This window comes from Roseivirga spongicola, assembly GCF_034376045.1.
Taxonomy (GTDB): domain Bacteria; phylum Bacteroidota; class Bacteroidia; order Cytophagales; family Cyclobacteriaceae; genus Roseivirga; species Roseivirga spongicola.
Map to the genome: position 1 here is coordinate 3450294 of NZ_CP139724.1, position 19466 is coordinate 3469759.

At 40.0% G+C, this 19466-nt stretch carries 17 protein-coding genes; 8 read left to right on the forward strand and 9 right to left on the reverse strand.

Annotated elements, in window-relative coordinates; translation table 11 throughout:
- Positions 1 to 3: 3 nt before the first annotated feature.
- Positions 4 to 2304, forward strand: coding sequence for a glycoside hydrolase family 65 protein (locus T7867_RS15470; RefSeq protein ID WP_068222407.1), 2301 nt, complete (start codon positions 4 to 6; stop codon positions 2302 to 2304).
- A gap of 146 nt (positions 2305 to 2450) precedes the next feature.
- On the opposite strand, the gene T7867_RS15475 is transcribed toward T7867_RS15470, so the two are convergent.
- Positions 2451 to 3302, reverse strand: coding sequence for a DUF4437 domain-containing protein (locus T7867_RS15475; protein WP_322299517.1), 852 nt, complete (start codon positions 3300 to 3302; stop codon positions 2451 to 2453).
- Between the two features lie 178 nt (positions 3303 to 3480).
- Here T7867_RS15475 and T7867_RS15480 point away from each other — a divergent pair, with 178 nt between their 5' ends.
- Positions 3481 to 3825, forward strand: coding sequence for a winged helix-turn-helix transcriptional regulator (locus tag T7867_RS15480; protein ID WP_322299518.1), 345 nt, complete (start codon positions 3481 to 3483; stop codon positions 3823 to 3825).
- A 231-nt stretch (positions 3826 to 4056) separates the two neighbouring features.
- On the opposite strand, the gene T7867_RS15485 is transcribed toward T7867_RS15480, so the two are convergent.
- From T7867_RS15485 to T7867_RS15495, 3 genes are read right to left on the reverse strand one after another with little or no spacing between them, the layout of a single operon-like run.
- Entirely contained in the window at positions 4057 to 4251 is a 195-nt protein-coding gene (locus tag T7867_RS15485; RefSeq protein WP_245660244.1) for a PLDc N-terminal domain-containing protein, read from the reverse strand.
- A 29-nt stretch (positions 4252 to 4280) separates the two neighbouring features.
- On the reverse strand, positions 4281 to 4523 hold the full coding sequence (locus tag T7867_RS15490; protein ID WP_322299519.1) for a PLDc N-terminal domain-containing protein: 243 nt from the start codon (positions 4521 to 4523) through the stop codon (positions 4281 to 4283).
- Positions 4524 to 4535: 12 nt separating this feature from the next.
- Entirely contained in the window at positions 4536 to 5612 is a 1077-nt protein-coding gene (locus T7867_RS15495; RefSeq protein WP_068222385.1) for an AI-2E family transporter, read from the reverse strand.
- A 124-nt stretch (positions 5613 to 5736) separates the two neighbouring features.
- On the opposite strand from T7867_RS15495, the gene T7867_RS15500 reads away from it, so the two are divergent.
- From T7867_RS15500 to T7867_RS15515, 4 genes are all read left to right on the forward strand, one after another.
- The gene (locus T7867_RS15500) at positions 5737 to 6684 is read left to right on the forward strand and encodes an acetyl-CoA carboxylase carboxyltransferase subunit alpha (RefSeq protein ID WP_068222382.1); all 948 of its coding nucleotides are present in this window, start codon (positions 5737 to 5739) and stop codon (positions 6682 to 6684) included.
- 67 nt (positions 6685 to 6751) lie between these two features.
- On the forward strand, positions 6752 to 7417 hold the full coding sequence (locus T7867_RS15505; RefSeq protein WP_068222379.1) for a DUF6090 family protein: 666 nt from the start codon (positions 6752 to 6754) through the stop codon (positions 7415 to 7417).
- Positions 7414 to 8262, forward strand: a complete 849-nt coding sequence (locus T7867_RS15510; RefSeq protein WP_273276040.1) for an MBL fold metallo-hydrolase — start codon at positions 7414 to 7416, stop codon at positions 8260 to 8262. The genes T7867_RS15505 and T7867_RS15510 overlap by 4 nt, the downstream gene beginning before the upstream one ends.
- 1 nt (position 8263) lies before the next feature.
- Entirely contained in the window at positions 8264 to 9055 is a 792-nt protein-coding gene (locus tag T7867_RS15515) for a patatin-like phospholipase family protein (protein WP_273276042.1), read from the forward strand.
- A 970-nt stretch (positions 9056 to 10025) separates the two neighbouring features.
- Here T7867_RS15515 and T7867_RS15520 read toward each other — a convergent pair.
- Complete coding sequence (locus T7867_RS15520) at positions 10026 to 11666, reverse strand: ABC1 kinase family protein (RefSeq protein WP_322299520.1); 1641 nt, start codon at positions 11664 to 11666, stop codon at positions 10026 to 10028.
- A 412-nt stretch (positions 11667 to 12078) separates the two neighbouring features.
- On the opposite strand from T7867_RS15520, the gene T7867_RS15525 reads away from it, so the two are divergent.
- Both T7867_RS15525 and T7867_RS15530 read left to right on the forward strand, forming a co-directional pair.
- Positions 12079 to 14385, forward strand: a complete 2307-nt coding sequence (locus T7867_RS15525) for a TonB-dependent receptor (protein ID WP_322299521.1) — start codon at positions 12079 to 12081, stop codon at positions 14383 to 14385.
- A 2-nt stretch (positions 14386 to 14387) separates the two neighbouring features.
- Positions 14388 to 15233: a DUF4249 domain-containing protein gene (locus T7867_RS15530; protein ID WP_273513400.1), complete on the forward strand. Its 846-nt coding sequence runs from the start codon at positions 14388 to 14390 to the stop codon at positions 15231 to 15233.
- A 44-nt stretch (positions 15234 to 15277) separates the two neighbouring features.
- On the opposite strand, the gene tyrS is transcribed toward T7867_RS15530, so the two are convergent.
- The 4 genes from tyrS to T7867_RS15550 form a co-directional block, all read right to left on the reverse strand.
- A complete protein-coding gene (tyrS, locus tag T7867_RS15535) occupies positions 15278 to 16564 on the reverse strand; it encodes a tyrosine--tRNA ligase (protein ID WP_273513398.1) in 1287 nt (428 codons plus the stop codon).
- Between the two features lie 301 nt (positions 16565 to 16865).
- Positions 16866 to 17333 (reverse strand): bactofilin family protein, encoded by a 468-nt coding sequence (locus tag T7867_RS15540; protein WP_068222349.1) that lies wholly within the window; start codon positions 17331 to 17333, stop codon positions 16866 to 16868.
- Positions 17333 to 18388: a ParM/StbA family protein gene (locus tag T7867_RS15545; RefSeq protein ID WP_068222346.1), complete on the reverse strand. Its 1056-nt coding sequence runs from the start codon at positions 18386 to 18388 to the stop codon at positions 17333 to 17335. Before T7867_RS15545 ends, T7867_RS15540 begins: the two co-directional genes overlap by 1 nt.
- A 136-nt stretch (positions 18389 to 18524) precedes the next feature.
- Positions 18525 to 19400, reverse strand: a complete 876-nt coding sequence (locus T7867_RS15550) for a TolB family protein (protein ID WP_322299522.1) — start codon at positions 19398 to 19400, stop codon at positions 18525 to 18527.
- Positions 19401 to 19466 lie beyond the last annotated feature (66 nt).

Genomic DNA, 19466 nt, shown 5'->3' on the forward strand with positions numbered 1-19466 from the left:
CTCATGAAGAATTACATTAAGCACGATCCTTGGTCGATTATTGAAGAAGGGTTCGAACCTAAATACAATCAAATTTCAGAGAGTATTTTCAGTATTGGTAATGGCATGTTTGGCCAGCGCGCCAACTTCGAAGAGCAATACTCTGGAGAAACTCTCTTGGGTAATTATGTGGCAGGGGTTTATTACCCTGATAAAACACGTGTAGGTTGGTGGAAAAATGGTTACCCAGAATACTTCGCAAAAGTATTGAATGCAGCCAATTGGATCGGTATCAATATTTCGTTCGATGGAGAAGCTTTGGATCTCGCCAACTGTAAGGTAGAAGATTTCCGAAGAGAGCTGAATATGAAAGAAGGTTGGTTGAAGAGATCTTTCAAAGCCACTTTACCTTCTGGTAAGCAAGTACAGGTCAGCTCCACCCGAATTTGTAGTATGGCCAGAACCAAGGTGGGCGCATTGTCTTATGCTGTAACACCGCTCAACTTCTCTGGTGCAGCTCAGGTAACCCCTTATGTCGATTTTGACGTAATGAATGCCGATTCTAACTACGATGAGAAGTTCTGGAACGAGCAGGAAAAGTCGGCCTCAGAAGGTTTTAGCTATGTATTGGCCAGCACCAAAAAGACTGATTTTTGGGTTGCTACAGGAATGAAGTTCAACATAGCAGGCAAGTGGAATGGCTCATCGAATACTGGCAATGAGAAAGAAAAGTATGTTGAGGTAATTGCCGAGGGTAATATAACTGAAGGAGAAACCTTTACCATAGAGAAGTACGCTGCCAATATATCTTCCATGTATTTTGAGAAAAATCAATTGGTGGAAGTCTGCAAAAAAGAAGTTGAAGCAGCCGCAGCTGAAGGTTTTGAAACCCTATTGAAAGAACACAAAGAGGCTTGGGCGGTGAAATGGGAAAAGAGTGATATAGTCATTGATGGTGACGTTTCGGCTCAACAAGGTATTCGTTTCAATATCTTCCAACTCAACCAAACTTATACTGGTGAAGACGAGAGGCTAAATATTGGTCCTAAAGGATTTACAGGCGAAAAATATGGAGGAAGTACCTATTGGGACACTGAGGCTTACTGTCTAGCTTTTTACTTAGCTACAAGCGATCAGGAAGTAGCTAAAAACCTAGTGCTGTACCGATATAAGCATTTGCAAAAAGCCATTGAAAATGCACAAAAATTGGGCTTTACGGATGGCGCTGCACTCTACCCAATGGTTACGATGAACGGTGAAGAATGCCATAATGAGTGGGAAATCACCTTCGAAGAAATTCATAGAAATGGAGCCATTGCTTACGCGATTTACGACTACATCAATTACCATGGCGATGAAGATTACCTGATTGATTATGGTTTGGAAGTACTTATTGCTATTTCAAGGTTTTGGGCACAACGAGTGCATTGGTCGGAAAATAAGAGCCAGTATGTGATGCACGGTGTAACAGGGCCAAATGAGTACGAAAACAACGTTAATAATAACTGGTACACCTCTAAAATGGCCTTATGGACATTGGAATATACCTTGGAGGGTTTGGCTAAATACGAAGGTTCAGATAAGCTAAATGCCTTATTGGATAGGTTGAACTTTAAAGGAGCTGAGGAGACCGAGAAGTGGGAAGATATTCTTGAAAACATGTACCTCGGATACGATGAAGAAAGAGGTGTCTTCCTTCAGCAAGATGGTTTTTTAGATAAGGAGTTGATGCCAGTTGGAGATATTCCATCAGGGCAAAGACCAATCAACCAGAACTGGTCATGGGATAGAATTCTGCGTTCATGCTTTATTAAGCAGGCTGATACACTTCAGGGAATTTACCTGTTTGAAGATGAATTCGATGAAGAAACGATTGAGCGGAACTTCGATTTCTATGAGCCAATGACAGTACATGAGTCGTCTCTTTCGCCATGTGTTCACGCTATTTTGGCTTCTAAGTTAGGTAGAAAAGAGAAGGCCTATGAGATGTATCTGCGTACCGCCCGACTAGATTTGGACGATTACAATAACGATACGGAAGATGGTTGCCACACCACCTCAATGGCCGGAACTTGGATGGCATTTGCCAAAGGTTTTGCAGGTATGAGAGTGAGACATGGTGAACTGTTTTTTAGTCCATCACTACCAGATCATTGGGAAGGGTATTCTTTCAAAATTAAGTTTAGAGAACGTAATCTGTCTATTAGTGCTAAAGGAGGGCAGGTGACCATCGCCAACGAATCTGAGCAAGATTTAAGTCTGTATGTGTATGATACGCCAATTAATGCACCAGCCCAAGGCTCTGTGAGTATTGAGATGGAATAGCTATTGTAGACTATCTAGAAAAAGATATGGTGGAAAATAGAATGATTTTTATCCTATTTTCCACCTTTTTCTATGCGTTAATTTCAGTGCTTTAAGACACTCGCATGGGTTAAAATTGAAGCTTAAAAGCTGAATTTTGCTCTATTCTACATCACTTCCAACTCCCAATTTGTCCGCACATAAATTACTACTTCTTCGCTGGTACTGATTTCATGTTTGGCTTTGGCCGATGATGTAAAGTAGCTGCCCGCATCCAGGGTTTTGGTTTCTCCGCTTTGGGGCAGGGTATAGGCTAAATCTCCCTGTATAACTACTGCATGAAAAATATCGCCTTCGCTGTTGATGTGGCCTTTAAACCCTCTGGGTAGCTTGATGAATAGCCCTTTTATGTTGTCATTTTTCCACAAAAAGCTAAGAGCGGCACCGCTGTTCGGAGCAATCCACTCTGATTTATCGCTACCTAGCCATACCACGTTTGATGCGTCAATATTTACAGGACGTTCACCATTGTCAAAAGCTTCTTCGGTGGGCTTTACCAAGTACGGACCATGGTCAATTTCTACGTAGGCAATGTTTTCATCACCTTGCGCGGCTGTGATGTGTGCCTCGCCAACGGGCTGTGTCCAGAAGCTTCCAGGTTTCATCCACATTTTTTCAGCTGAAGGATCATCGTTGTGGATGCTTCCGCTGATGACTACTGCTCGGTAAGTAATATTATGGATGTGGGGTGGAGATGAGAATCCATCTGCAAATTTGGCCAGAAACCCTGTAGGAACTTCTGCATTTCTATCGCCCCAAAGAGTACCTGCCTGCGGGCTGGCATCGCCCCGAGCTGGATTTAGCTTTTCCCAGTTTACCTCCGAACTAAGTACCACCGCATTGGTGGGGTTTTCGATGGTCGTGCTAGTGGTTTCTTCTGTTGTAGATTTATTTTCAATACAAGAAATAAAGCTTATTAAGCTTACTGCTGCTAATAGAATTTGTGATTGTATTTTCATTTTGTGGTCACTTAAATGATCTATTCACTATAGGTATATCGCGTGGCTTACAGCTTCCTGTGAGGGTGGTATTCAGGCCATAGCGAATTCTAACCCTATAACTATAATTATTATAGTAGCAAAAGTATGTATAGTGTATTACCTTTGCAATAACGGTCAATATTGATAGTATAGAGATATGGAGTTAGTTGAAGCAAAATCATTTAAGTTTAAAGGGAGAGAATATCCTTGTTGTGCCAGCCTTACCATGGGCATAATTGGAGGTAAGTGGAAGACGGTGATTCTATTCCATCTTATCGGTGGAAAATTACGTTATAGCGCGCTCAGAAAATGTATGCCTACGGTTACCGAGCGTACATTAAGCTTACAGCTCCAAGCCTTAGAAGATGATGGGTTAGTGCTTAGAGAAGTATACCATGAGAAGCCACCATTAAAAGTAGAATACTCACTCACAGCATTCGGAAAAACTCTTATTCCCCTAATTCAAGCAATTGCCGATTGGGGTGAAGTTGCAGCAGAGTAGCTTTAGAAAAAAATAGGCAAGGCTGTGCTTTTTGAGTAGTTGTTAAGTTCAGTTCAACACGAAAAACTCATTTTTTGCTTTACAGCTTTTGATATAATTCGCATCTTCGCAGCAAAACAGAGAATATGTTCATTATCGTTGTCATCGCCCTATTTGTAGCTGCTATTGCAGCACCTTTTGTTGCTCCAAATACTAAAGTAAGCAAGCATAAGAAAGACTGGGAAGTATGATTCAATAGCGATTAACTCGCTGCCCTCTTCCAATTATCCAGTAGAGTATAGACCCTAATACGGGCAATAGGATTACCACTATAACCCAAATCACCTTATTCTGATGTGGGTTAAACTCGTTTCTGAGAATATCTACCAAAGCACTGATTACTATTAGAAAAGGAATCAGGTAGAACACGATTATCATAAATAGCATAATAAACTTCATTTGAATGAGGATAAAGACTAATTGTTTTTATTCAGCTTCTGCTTATATCCGATTAAGAAGTAAATAATCGAGCCTATTATTGGAGCAAAGATTACAATGGCTACCCAGAGTACTTTTGTTACCCCTTCTTCAAATTGAGCTCCTGCAATATCAATTATAGCTACAATAGGCAGAATTATTCCGAAAGTAATTATTAGAATAACGAGTATTTCTCCGCCTCCCGGCATTCCAATAGCTAATAAATCCATTAGTTTCATCATTTATATGTGTGTTTAATCTTTTCCTAGTTGACTTCTCCCCATCAGTTTTACCAATAAATCGGCATCTGGTATTTGAGATAAAATAACTCTAGCCATCACAATTAGTGGAACAGAAAGAAGCATTCCAGCCACGCCCCAAATGTACCCCCAAATTACTAACCCAAGTATTACAGTTACAGTATTGAGTGCTACGGAAGACCCCATTACATAAGGTTCTATTACATTACCCCAAATAAACTGAGTAGCTATCAATAGAATGATAAAGAAGGTAAAACTTCCTCCAGAATCTATTTGAATTAATCCTAGAAGTAATGGTGGAATTGTAGCAGCAATTGACCCTACAGTAGGGATGAAGTTGAGTAAGAAAGCCAAAAATCCCCAGAAAAGGGCAAAGTCAACACCAAAGGCAAAGCATATTATTCCAAAACAAAGGCCAGTACAGAAGCTGGTAAAAAACTTGACTTTCATATAGCTTACTATAGAAGTTTTAACCTCTACAAATGAATTAATAAGCCTTTCTTTTCCCACCGAATCATCACCTTCTAAGTAGGAAATGTATTTTTCATAACGAACAATACTACCCAAAACAGCCACCAAATAGATGGCGCACAGAATGAAATTAAAGGTAAATGAACCTACAGAGCTAGCAACCACACCAGAGGTGTTCAACAGAAATTCCGTAGAAATAACATTGTTGAGTGTTTCAATAAAACCATCGGTCTCCAAGCTGCTTACTCCGGGTATAAAAGAAAGCCCTGAAAGTATTTCTTGAAAACGTACATCAATTTGAGATAGTAACTTATCTTTTTGACCCACAATCTGAAGCCCAGTATCATAAACTATCAGTCCGGTTAAGAAAATAAAGCCCAATGTAAGAATGGTAATCAGCGTAATACTTACCGTATATGGCCATTTCTTTTGGTCTAAATAACTAATAATGGGCGAGAGTAAAATACCTATAAATAAGGCAAAGGCCAATGGGATAAGTAGGCCAGAAAGGGTCTTTATGATGATAATACCTAGAATTGCTGCAAAAATCAGCATGGTATTTCTAATGGTACGAAGGTCCGTATTAAAAGTGTTATTCATTAAAGAATGTGAGTTTTCGATCGACTCTTAAATTAAGTAAAATTCTATGGGCTAGCATTTATGCCAAAAAAATAAGTTGGGAAACACATTAATATTTAAGTTTGTAACTTGATCACAAACGGAGATGCTTTTGGAATTTGAACAACCGATAGTAGAGCTCGAAGGAAAGTTAGCAGAAATGAAGCAGCTTGCGGAGAGCAGTAGAGTAGATGTAACAGAAGACGTAAAATCTTTAGAAAAAAAGATTCAGAAGCTAAAGGAGGAGACTTATAAGAACCTTACGCGCTGGCAGAGAGTACAGCTCAGCAGACATCCTGAAAGACCATATACCCTAGATTATATATATAACATTACGGATGACTTTGTTGAAATTCATGGAGATAGAACCGTGAAAGACGACAAAGCAATGGTTGGTGGTTTTGGTACCATCAACGGACAAACGGTAATGTTGGTAGGGCAACAGAAAGGTAGAAATACCAAACAGCGCCAAATGAGAAACTTTGGTATGGCCAACCCAGAAGGATACAGAAAGGCTTTGAGGCTTTTCAAAATGGCTGAAAAGTTCAACAAACCTATTGTAACGCTTATAGACACTCCTGGTGCATACCCTGGTTTTGAAGCGGAAGAAAGAGGTCAGGGCGAAGCCATTGCTCGTAACATCAAAGAGATGTTTATGCTAAAGGTACCAGTTATCTGTATTATTATAGGTGAAGGTGCTTCTGGAGGAGCCATTGGTATAGCTATTGGAGATAAAGTACTGATGCTTGAAAACTCTTGGTATTCAGTAATCTCTCCGGAGTCTTGTTCTTCAATTCTTTGGAGAAGTTGGGACTATAAAGAACAGGCCGCTGAAGCGTTAAAGCTTACCGCTACGGATATGCAAGGCTTTGGTCTAATCGATGGTATTATTGAAGAACCACTAGGGGGTGCTCATAGAGATTCCGATTGGATGTTCAATACTGTTAAAGACAGAATCTTGAAAGAAATTGCCAGCCTTCAAAAGTTGAGTACCGAAGAGCTGATTAACCAACGAATAGACAAATTCTCCAATATGGGAGAAGTTGTTGAATAAATCGAACGGTGAACGTATCTTAAAGTCATTCCTAAACGAATGACTTTTTTTATGCTCAATCAATTGTATGAAAACTAAAAGGAAGACTTACACTGCCTATTTCATGGAACTTTTGGTGGTGGTTTTGGGTATAACCATAGCCTTTACCTTAGATAACTACGCTAGCAATAGCAAACTAGACCGAGAAGAAAAGCTGTATAAAGAGGCTCTAATTTCAGACCTTGAGAAAGATATTGCCTCATTAGATAGTGCCAGAGAGTCTTCCAAAAAGGTAATAGCCTTAACGGGAGAGCTATTCAACTTTATGTATACAGACGCGCCTATTGAACGCTATACCAGAGCGCATGTTACAAGCACCTATACCACACCATACTTTTACAGTAACAATGGAACTTATCAATCATTGATCAACTCCGGAGACCTAAAAGTATTATCGAGCTTTGAACTAAGGCAAGAACTTGTTACGCTCTATAACGTGCATTATGCTGAGGTCAGTAGAGCAGACGAGTTTATAAAAGACTTGGTTACTGTTCAGGTTTACCCATACATTCTTTCTGAAATCGCATTTCATCCTATAGAAGATAGAATTATAGATTCTTCACCACTAAAAACAAATCAGGCCGTTAATCTATTAGGTAGTTTTTATAACCTAATGTCAGCGCGTAATATTGAATACGGAGAGTTGATTGAGGATTGTAAACGCGTCAAGAAAATTATTGAAGATACTTTATGAAATTACACATAATAGATACTGGAAAATTTAAACTAGATGGGGGTGCCATGTTTGGTGTAGTACCTAAAAGCCTTTGGTCTAGAACTAACCCTGCAGACGAGAATAACCTATGTACTTGGTCCATGCGTTGTTTATTGATTGAGGATGGTGATCAGCTTATTCTAATTGATAATGGAATCGGAAATAAGCAAGACGCCAAATTCTTCAGTCATTATTATTTACATGGCGAAGGCTCTTTAGATGGTTCTTTAGAGAAGGCAGGTTTCCATAGAAATGACATTACCGACATGTTTTTGACACACCTTCATTTCGACCATTGTGGTGGTGGAGTTGACTATGTTGGAGAAAATAAAGAACAATTAGAACTTCATTTTCCAAACGCTAAATATTGGTCTAATCAAGAACACTGGGTGTGGGCAACACAGCCTAATGCTCGAGAAAAAGCTTCTTTTCTGAAGGAGAATATACTTCCAATGCAAGAAAGCGGTCATTTGCATTTTGTGCCGAACAACGGTAAATCTCCCTTTAGTCAATTTGATATGATAACAGCCGATGGCCATACTGATAAACAAATGCTCCCGAAGATCAAGTATAAAGAGCATACCATTGTTTTTATGGCAGACTTACTTCCTTCGGTGGGTCATATTCCGCTGCCTTATGTAATGGGTTATGATACCAGACCATTGTTGACGCTAAAGGAAAAGGAGGAGTTTCTAAATGAGGCCGCAGACCACAATTACGTACTCTTTTTAGAACATGACTCAGTGAATGAGTGTTGCACAGTTAAGCATACAGAAAAAGGAGTAAGGTTAGATAGAACCTTCCCGCTAAAAGAGATTCTTTAAGATGAAAGTAGGATTGGCATTGTCGGGAGGTGGAGCAAGAGGTTTTGCTCACCTTGGGGTTTTAAAAGCATTAGAAGAAGCAAATATCAAGGTAGATATGCTCAGTGGAGCTAGTGCTGGCTCCATGGCTGCCGCCTTTTACTCATATGGCTATAAGCCAGAAGAGATTCTTAAGATTTTTGAAAGTACCAGCCTGCTCAAGTTGGTATGGCCAGCATTTAGTTTTACAGGTTTGTTAAGCATACAGAAAACGGAATCTGTTTATAAAAACTTTTTAGAGGAAGATACCTTCGAAGATGCCAAAATACCGCTTTACATTTCGACTACTAATTTGAATGAAGGCAAAGCGGAAATGTTCAGCTCTGGATCTCTAAGGCAAGCCATTATGGCTTCTTGTTGTATTCCGTTTATTTTCGATCCTATAAAGATTGGAACAGATTACTACGTAGATGGTGGAATCTTGAACAACCTTCCTACGGAGGTGCTTAAAGAAAAGGGATGTGACTTTATCATTGGGGTTAATGTGGCTCCAGTCATTAAGGAGCCAAATCTTTCTGGCCCTAAGCGAATGATTGAAAGAGTTTCTGTTCTAGCCCTAAGCGCGAATGTTTCGTATAGTAGCAAGTTTTGCGATCTGTACATTAAGCCGGCAGAACTAAGGAAGTTCGGAACTTTCGACTTCAAGAAATCTAGAGAGCTTTTCGAAATTGGTTATGAGTACACTAAATCTATGCTAGAAACGCCAGATAATAAGAAGTTGGAATTGTTGCTGAACCAACCAAAGACAGCTTAGATGGCATAAAAACCACTGCATTCTCTCATTTGTCCTGCCCAAGCTTCTAGTTTTAGTGATATTATAACACTAGCGGCAAAGCAATTGCTAGTAAAAGTCGAAGCGAGACGCTTCAACTAGATTTCGTATGACTGGTCAGACCACTCCAAGTGGTCAGACCAGTGGTTCCATCTCCATCAAATTCTAACATGGTGAACTCGGAGGAATTTTAGAAGTTGCACAAAGTTCCTGTCAAGAGAAGTCTGAGCGAAATGCTACACTAGATTGGATTGGTAGCTAAGTTCCCTTCTTGATGAAGGCTAGCTACTCACTTTAACTATGTACATAGTGCTCTCAGCCTCTAATCGCCTCTTTCTCATCCCGAGGAACCGAGGGATCTGCCCAGCTTGTCCACTGACTCCATTAGTAAATGGGTGCTAAATAGTTCTGGTGAAGACACCAAAACTGGCGGTAAATCGGTGTGGAATAGTTTTGCGGACAACTACAAAACTGGCAGCAAAACAGTCGCTAGTAAAAGTCGAAGCGAGGCGCTTCATCTTGATTCCGTATTACTGGTCAGACCACTCCAAGTGGTCAGACCAGTGGTTCCATCTCCATCAGATTCTAACACGGTGAACTCGGAGGAGTTTTAGAAGTTGCACAAAGTTCCTGTCAAGAGAAGTCTGAGCGAAATGCTACACGAGATTGGATTGGTAGCTAAGTTCCCTTCTTGATGAAGGCTAGCTACTCACTTTAACTATGTACATAGTGCTGTCAGCCTCTAATCGCCTCTTTCTCATCCCGAGGAAGCGAGGGATCTGCCCAGCCTGACTACTGACTCCATTCATAAATGTGTGCTAAATAGTTTTGGTGAAGACACCAAAACTGGCGGTAAATCAATTGCTAGCAAAAGTCGGAGCGGGATGCTTTAACTAGGGTGTTGACGCTTTAACTAGGGTAGGTGTCTGTTAGGTAAATTCAACTGAAGCATTTAAGATTCATCCTTAAAGAAAATACCAATAACTAATGTTAGGGCACCAACAATCGCTAGCATAAATGAAATCATAGCAAAGCCTGGATAACCGAAAATGGTGAACTTGGTTTGTACGCTCATCATCAAAGCTGAGCCGACCAATAGAGCAGCCACAATTAGGCCGATGGTGATTCTATTCGCCACTTTCTGAAAACCTTGCATTAAGCTCTTTTCATCAATAGCATCGAGTTTCACTTCTAACTCATTATTGGCCAGATTCCCCATAATTGTGTTGAGCCTGTACGGCATTTTTTCAATGAGTTCTTTGCTCTCAAGTATAGTAGAGAAGAAGTTTTGAGGTGCTAGTTCCTTGAGCATGATTTTGTTCATCAAGCTCATAGCATTGCGCTTGATAGATTTGTTAGGCTCAAACTCAGGAGCCAAAGTGTGTGCTACAAGGTCTATGTTCATCAGGGCTTTGCCCACTGTGCTCAGCTCAAACGGAAGTTCAAATCCACATTGGGCAGCCGTATGAATAAGCCCGAACATCATTTTACCTGTATCTATTTCTTTCACAGAGGCCTGATGTGTTGCCTGAATGAGTTCTGCAATTTTGCTCCTAAACTGATCTTCATCTGCCTCGTCCGTTGCAGTGCTCATGGCAATCAAAGTATCTAATGCTTCAGAAACTTTATTATTGCTGATGTTCAGAATTAGCTTCAGGTAATTCTTTCTTAAATCTTCCGATATATGTGCTACCATGCCCATATCAAGAAGGGCCAATCGATTGTCGTCTGTTAGATGAACATTGCCAGGGTGCGGATCGGCATGCATAAATCCATCGACAACAATTTGCTGTAAATAGGCTTTAAAGAGCGATTCACAAAGTGCCTCTCCATCTAATTCTAACTTTCTGAGGGGAGAAATCTTTGTAATGTTTTTGCCCTTTATAAACTCCATGGTCAGCACTTTGTCCGTACTGTAATCTGGAATGGAGGTAGGTACTATAATGTCCTTAAACTCCTTCAGGTTCTCATGGAGTATATCCATGTTCTGAGCCTCTTTCAGGTAGTTCAGTTCCCTTAGTAAGGTAGATTTAAACTGGAGAAAGACTTTGTGTAGGCTGTATTTTCTGCCTTGAGCACTATTATTTTCAAGGAAGGAAGAAAGCTTCTCAAGTGCTTCTAATTCCTCTATCACTTGTTGGCGAATACCAGGCCTTTGAACTTTAACCACCACTGTTTCACCATGTCTCATTTTTGCCAAGTGAACCTGGCCTAAGGAAGCGGATCCAATAGGTTCTTTATCGAATGATTGGAATGCTTTAGAAATTCTTACGCCTAATTCATCTTGAACAATACCTTCAACTTGTTCATAGGGAAAGGGCTCTAGGTTATCTTGAAGCTCTCTAAGAGCACTTATATATGGTTCTGCAATCAGATCGGGGCGGGTAGACAATAGCTGACCTAGCTTAACATAGGTAGGCCCTAGTGCTTGCAAGTCTTTGACAAAAGCCTCTTTGTCCAAATCTTTAGTTTCTGATTGTTGTTCATCGGTTATAGCCATTTCGTTTGCTAAACCAGACTCCTTAATAATGTCAGAACTACCGTATTTAACTAGAAAAAGCACGGCATCTTTGTATTGCGAAAAGTGTTTCACTCTTGTTCGGGTTAAGGTTAAAAAATCAGCGTCATCATAGAAACTCAACAGAAGTACGATTGTTATAGCTATTTATTCGCTTCACTCGAAATGACTTAGACGCTAGCTGTTTCTTATTCCCAGTTTACCGAGAAATCTCCCTCCATATTTTTAAACACTGGTCTGCATAACATTCCGTTCACCCCGAATTGATGATTTTTTTATCGTTTTAGGTAAACCTTTGTGCCTTTCTTAACGACTTCTTAAGAAATTCTATAAGTAATGTACGTGTGTTTTATAAACTGCACGTCTTACCATGGAAAGGAAAAACAAAAACTCACTCGATGGCTTTCTTAAAGGTTAGCATCGAGACAAACAAACAACAACAATGCGCAAATTAATGCTTATGACCTGGGTGCTATGCTTGGTCGGCATGGCACAGGCCCAGGAAAAATTCACACTCAACGGCTACGTAAGGGATGCATCTAATGGAGAAGAACTCATTGGTGTAACGGTTTACGTTAAGGAAATGCAAAACGGGGTAATTACAAACCCTTATGGCTTTTACTCGCTTACTCTTCCAAAGGGTACGTATCACGTAGAATTCAGTTTTATAGGTATGGAACCACTAGAAAAGGAGGTTAATCTCAACTCTGATGTTTCTATGAACATAGAACTCAAGGAGATTGCCATGGATCTAAATGAAGTAGTGGTAACTGGCGAACGCGAAGATGAACAGGTAGTAAACATTCAAATGAGCAAGAACGAGATAGATATTGCTCAAGTGAAAAAGCTTCCAGCTTTATTTGGCGAGCCAGATATCATTAAAACCGTACAAATGATGCCGGGAGTAATTTCGGCAGGAGAGGGTACTTCTAGTTTCTTTGTTAGAGGAGGAAGTGCAGATCAGAACCTGATACTTATTGATGAAGCTCCAGTGTATGATCCGTCTCACTTGTTTGGGCTCTTTTCAGTATTTAATGCTGATGTAATAAAAGACTCAGAACTCTATAAAGGAGGAATTCCCTCAAGGTTTGGTGGCAGACTTTCATCCATTCTTGAGGTTCGAACTAAAGACGGTAACAATAAAGAGTTTGGTGGTGAAGCAGGAATAGGGCTTTTAGCCAGTAGCTTAATGCTCGAAGGGCCAATTAAAAAAGACGAAAGTTCATTTATCTTTTCAGCTAGAAGGTCTTATGTAGACTTGTTTTTAAAAGCGGCTAACCAAGACAACATTGTTTACTTCTACGATATTAATGCGAAAGCCAATTGGAGAGCCAATAACAAAAACCGCTTCTTTTTAGCCGTATATACAGGGCGAGATAACTTTAAGTTTGGAGATGATTTCGGCTTCGATTGGGGAAACAAAACCGCCACTTTCCGATGGAATCATCTATTTAACGATAAGCTGTTTTCTAACACCTCGCTTATTGCCAGTAGGTTCGATTACGGTTTAGGCTCTACAACCGACAGCGATGGTTTTCAATGGGATTCAAACATCACTGAGTATACTTTCAAGCAAGATCAGAGCTACTTCTTTAATCCAAATTTAAGCTTAGACTTTGGCTATCACCTTACTTACAGGCAATTTAGCCCGGGTATAATTGAGCCAGAAGAAGGTTCTATCTTTAAGAAAACAGAACTGCAGAAAGAGTATGCCTTAGATCATGCATTGTATGCTGGGCTAGAGCATAAAGTATCTGACAGACTTACGTTTCAGTATGGAGCTAGGCTTTCCGTATTCCAAAGCATTGGGGAGCAGATGGTCTATGATTATGCCGATGTTCGTGATAATAGAAATCCTGAAAGAACGGATTCTACCTTCTACGATAGTTTTGAAAACATCAAAACTTACGTAAACGTGGAGCCTCGTTTTGCTGCCAGATACATTCTAAACGAAAGTACAAGTCTTAAAGCCAGCTATAACCGAATGGTGCAAAATACACACTTGGTGAGTAGTGGAACCGTTCCTTTGCCTTTTAACACTTGGGCGCCAAGCTCTTTGTATCTAAAACCACAGAAGGCCGATCAGTTTGCCATTGGCTACTTCAAAAACTTAGATAATAATAATTATGAACTTTCTGTTGAAGCCTACTATAAGGACATTCAGAATGTAACCGACTTTGCAGATAACGCACGTGTATTTTTTAATCAAGATTTGATAACGGAATACAGACAGGGTACATCTGAGGCTTATGGTGCTGAGTTTATGCTTCAGAAGAAGAAAGGTGCTTTAACAGGATTTGTGTCGTACACGTGGTCTAAAGCAATGCGCCTTGTACCCGATGTAAATCTGAATCGAGAGTTTTATGCCAACCACGACAGAAGAAACAACCTCAATGTAGTGGCTACTTATGAATATAGCGACAAGTGGACGTTTGGAGGAAGCTTCACTTATGGAACGGGTAGACCCATTACCTTACCGGCTGGTTCTTACGAATATGGTGATGGCTATTTGCCCGATATAATTACTGAGCGTAATGGTTTCCGCCTGAGAGATTTCCATAGAATGGATTTCAGTGCCACGCTCACACCGAGAAAGAATGCTGGTAAGAAGTACGAAACTTCTTGGACATTCTCTCTATATAATGCTTACAGCCGTAAAAATCCTTTCTCTGTGTACACAAGAGTTCAGATGGACGATGATGACAATATTGTTGGAGATGGTACACAAAAAGAGGCTCGTCTCATCTATCTATTCCCAATACTTCCTTCAGTTACATACAATATCTCATTCTAATCATGAAACAGCTTTATAAATATATACTTACAGTTTGTGCCGCAGCTTTAGTGTTTAGTTGCGAAGAAACCATCACCATAGACACATCTACTACCGATAGTAGAGTGGTTATTGAAGGCTTGGTTACCAATGTAGCTTCAGGCAGTTACGTAAAGCTATCTAGGAGTAGAAACTTCTATGATAATGGTCAGACCGATAGAATAACTGATGCACAGGTAACGGTAAATACCTCTACAGGAGAGCAAATTGTCTTTATTCACAACCCTTCTGGAGGAACAGATAGTATCGGATATTACTTTCCTAACCCAAACTTTGCAGGGACAGTAGGTACAACCTATACGCTAAATGTTGAAGTGGAAGGCAAGACCTATACTGCTGCAGAAGAAATGCAGCCGGTAACCACCATAGACTCTTTAACTTCTAAGATTGATGAGGATGAATTTGATGATCCTGAAGAGCCAGGAAGACATTTTGCAGTGTTCTTTTTTGCGAAAGAACCGCAAGATAGAGCCGACTATTATTTGTTTAAATTCTACAGGAATGGAGAGTTGCTATTAGATTGGCCAACAGATATTTACATAGCCGATGATGAAGCCTTGGGAGAAACAATAGACGATGTTGAAATTGCAGGGTATTTTAAGGAAGGAGACAAAGCCAAGGTTGAAATGTATAGTCTTACTCGCAACGGTTTTATTTTCTACTCAGACCTTTCTACACTCTTGAATAACGATGGTGGAATGTTTAGTCCGCCACCTGCCAACCCTAGAACTAACCTTAGTAATGGAGCTATGGGCTACTTTCAGGTAAGTGCTGTAGATGCACTGGAAATAACGGTGGAAGATAATTAGGAAATGAATGGACTGGCCAACTGAGATATTGGCCAGTCTATATTTTATTGAACAACCACCAAATAGTAATTCTTCTTACCTTTTTGAACTAGGAAATACTTGCTCTGAAGTAAGTTGAATTCTGGTTTGGCGTTCATGTCTTCAATCTTGTTTTTGTTGATTGATACACCACCGCCTTGCAGCATTCTACGGGCTTCTCCTTTAGACTTAAAAATGATTCCTTGAGTTACTTCACTCAATAAGTCAATGTAGTTTTCAGCTGCATCAACCTCTGCTTTAGCTACTTCTACCTGAGGCACACCTTCAAAAACAGATAGGAGAGTGCTCTCATTCAAAGAAGCCAAGTCTTCTGTAGTTGACTTACCGAAAAGAATATTAGAAGCTTTAATAGCTGTTTGAAGGTCTTCTTCAGAGTGAACTCTGCGAGTAACATCTTCGGCCAAGGCTTTCTGTAAAATCCTCATATGAGGTGCTTCAGCATGCTCTTTTTCCAAAGCCTCAATTTCTTCTTTAGGCAATAGTGTAAAGACTTTGATGAAGTTAGCAGCATCTTCGTCAGAAGTGTTGAGCCAGTATTGGTAGAACTTGTATGGAGAAGTTCTCTCAGGGTCGAGCCAAACGTTTCCGCCTTCAGACTTCCCGAATTTGGTTCCGTCAGCCTTCTTCACAAGCGGAGCAGTCATGGCAAAAGCTTCGCCTTGCGCTTTTCTTCTGATCAACTCTGTACCAGTAACAATGTTTCCCCACTGGTCGGAACCACCCATTTGCAACTTGCAATCTAGGTTTTGGTATAAGTGGTAGAAATCGTAGCCCTGTACCAATTGGTAAGTGAATTCAGTAAATGACATACCACCTTCCAAACGGTTCTTTACAGAGTCTTTAGACATCATGTAGTTTACGGTGATGTGTTTACCAGTATCTCTGATGAATTCTAAGAAGCCAATGTCTTTGAACCAGTCGTAGTTATTTACAATCTGAGCAGAGTTCTCGCTATCATCGAACCTTAAGAACTTCTGAAGCTGTTTCTTTTGAGAATTAAGGTTGTGGTTAAGTGCTTCAATATCTAACAACGGACGCTCAGCAGATTTCCCTGAAGGGTCACCCACAAGGCCAGTAGCACCACCAACCAAAGCAACTGGCTTATGGCCAGCTCTCTGTAAATGCACCAAAAGCATTACAGGTACAAGGTTACCAATGTGCAATGAATCGGCAGTAGGGTCGAAACCCACATAACCGGTGGTCATTTCCTTATTCAGTTGCTCATCTGTTCCAGGCATCATGTCATGGATCATGCCTCTCCACTGTAACTCTTCAATTAGGCTGTTGCTCATGGTTTTTTAATTTCGGAGGGCAAATATAGAAGATGGTGGGTGAGGTTGAAAGCTTTGATTCAACTTAATCGCTAAGTCCTTTCGAAGGAGGCACGACTGAGAAAACTTATACATCCATATAGATATCCTTTCTTGCTCAAGTGTATAAGATTTCTCCTTACAGTCGAAATGACATTCGATTAAATCCTTCCGTAAGTTATCTCCTAAGTTTTAAAGACAAATAAAAATGGCTCCAAAAAGAGCCATTTATTTATTCGTTAATCACACTGATTTCAGGTTTCCGTTTACTGCACACTGATATTTACCAAGCTACGGTACCGTAGTTATCCTTCTGGTCTCCAGAGGCTGATCTCTTATTCAGGTTAATATCTCTAGTAGAACGAGAAGGAGAGCTTGTATTTAATTCTGGTATTTCTACCTCTTTGCCTACAGTTACTTTCCCATTTAGTTCAGCACCATTTTCTACGGAGATACCTTTTGCGAATATCTTCCCATAAATTTTGCCTGCTTGAGAGATGTGCAAATGTCCGTTAGAAAGTACATCGCCATTTACATATCCATCAATTGTAATATCTGCTCCGCTTAAATTCCCTCCAATTTCTCCATGTGAGCCAATAATGATTTTCTCTTGTGACACTAAGTCGCCCGTTACATGGCCGTCTACTCGAATGCTGTGTTCCGACTTCATATTGCCGGAAATCACAGAACCATTCCTAATTTGAGTAATGTAGGTTGAAGGGTTTTGAACGTTTTCGTTTTTTCTACTCATTAATATTCAGCAGGGATAGAAGATTCCACAGTGGTTTGACTGTCATCATAAATAGAAACGATGGTTGTGGCGTTTCCGATATCCAAACCAACTGCATTTCCTTTAACGCCACCATTTAATTGGGCCGAGTTAATGCAATATCCTCTACTGGCCAACGATTGTGGCTCTTGAGCTACTTCTAAATCTAGAATATCTTGAAACTCTTCTTTAAAGCACTCTACTAGCTGACCGTATAATGCGCCACCTCCGGCAAGAAGCATTCTGTGCGACATGGTAAAGTCATTGTCATTGAAGGCCTTTCTCATAGCAGGAGAAACCACATCTTCGTAATACTGACGAATACATTTGTCTCTCATAGACTTGATGTCAATTCTCTTTCTGTTCAAGAAAATTATACCCTTTTGAAAGGCTACATCTATCTGATGCTCGGTTTTAAGCTCTAAATAATAAGTTTTAGCTAGTTCTTTCTCTAACAAGTTTACTGCGTATCTCAAGCCGTAAGTGGAAAGGGAGGTTCTTTGAACAATACCACCTTCTGTACTTAGGAGTCCTTCTAGCGTACCATAACCTAGCGACATCACAAAGAAATTGCCGTCTACCTTTTGTGCTCCTTTTCTTAGGGCTATAGCACAGCCAATAACTTCTGGGATCACCTGAACACCATCAATTTCGACCTGAATATTTTTTCTGGTACCACCACCAAAAGTGGCGGCATCATAATCTATAATATGGTTGGCGTTAATTTGTCCTGCAGCCTGTTCTTTATACAACTGAAAGGTTGAGAATGGAAAACCAGTAGTTATAGTAAGAGGGTTGCCCAATTTCTGATTGGCCAACAAAAGTCCCGACTTTAAAAGCAAATTATAGTCTAGCTCGTCTGGTGCACTGTTGATATTTCTGTGTGGAGAAACACCTTCAGTTAAAGCTAGATTTCCGATCACATAGCCTTCGCCATCGTGAAATATTTTTAAGCCATTAATTAGGTCGGGAGATACGTTTTTAAGATCTGTGTTGTTTCCTTCTATAACACTGGGAAAAGTGTAAGTTTTGAACATAGCTACTTATTGATGTGGTTAGGTTGTCTTTCAACGAAAAGCAATAATACAATTTAATCGCCTTTCAAACTTGTTCTATTAGTAAAAATCAGCCTGAATTTGTGAAATACTTTTGATACTAAAAAACGATTTCATACTAGTTGTTCACAACTATGGCAAGCTTATCATTTTCCTGACTCACAGCCATTCTAGTAATGCCATTAGCACCTACTTGCCCAGAATCCATAATTTCTACCCATTCATTGTGATGCTCTGGGTTGAAAGCCAAGAGTTTAGCTCCAACGCTTGTTATGTAAGTGCCTTCTCCCGTAATAGTCCAATCAGATGCTCCTTTTGGTTTTTCTACTACTTTAGTGAACTGCTTGCTGCTTTTATTCAATCGGTAAATTAAGGTTGTGCCGTTCTCTTCTCTTCTTTCGAAGGTAAAGTCTTTTGTGCCCGGAATGAGCCGAATAGTTCTACCTATATTACTCGTAATAATGTCATCATCTACCTCTTCCATATTGGCCATTACCATGGTTACTGGTTGTCCTAATACAAACATTAGAATATCTCTTTCGCTAATTGCAAAGTAGCCCACCGGCTGAATTTTGTCAAAGATTAGCTGCGGTTCACTTTTTCCATCCATATGGTACATCCATAGCCTTTGGCTGTTATCTGCTTCTACTCTAACTACAGCAAATGAATTGAAGCCTGGGATGGGCAGTGGGGAATATTCGCTGTCTTTTGAATTAGTTAAGTTCTTTACTTCTTCCTCATACAAATCGTAGATCATAATATCTGTCTGTCCATCTTGTTGCGAAGAGGTGTAGAGAATATATTCGTTGTTAAAGAATGAAGGTTGATTGTCATAACCATCTCTTTTCGTAATATTTTTCTCTTTAGAAAGACTGATTTTACCTTTCTTTTCTTTCATAGAATAAACATAAATGTCAGTACTAGGTGGTGCCGACTGACCAAAAATGGCTGTGCTTAATAGTAGGAGTAAGCTTAAACAGAAGAGCTTTTTCATAATGGTTGGTTTGAATGAGATTCGGAAAATAGGGAAATATGTAGTCAATTGAAATTCGATGATTTT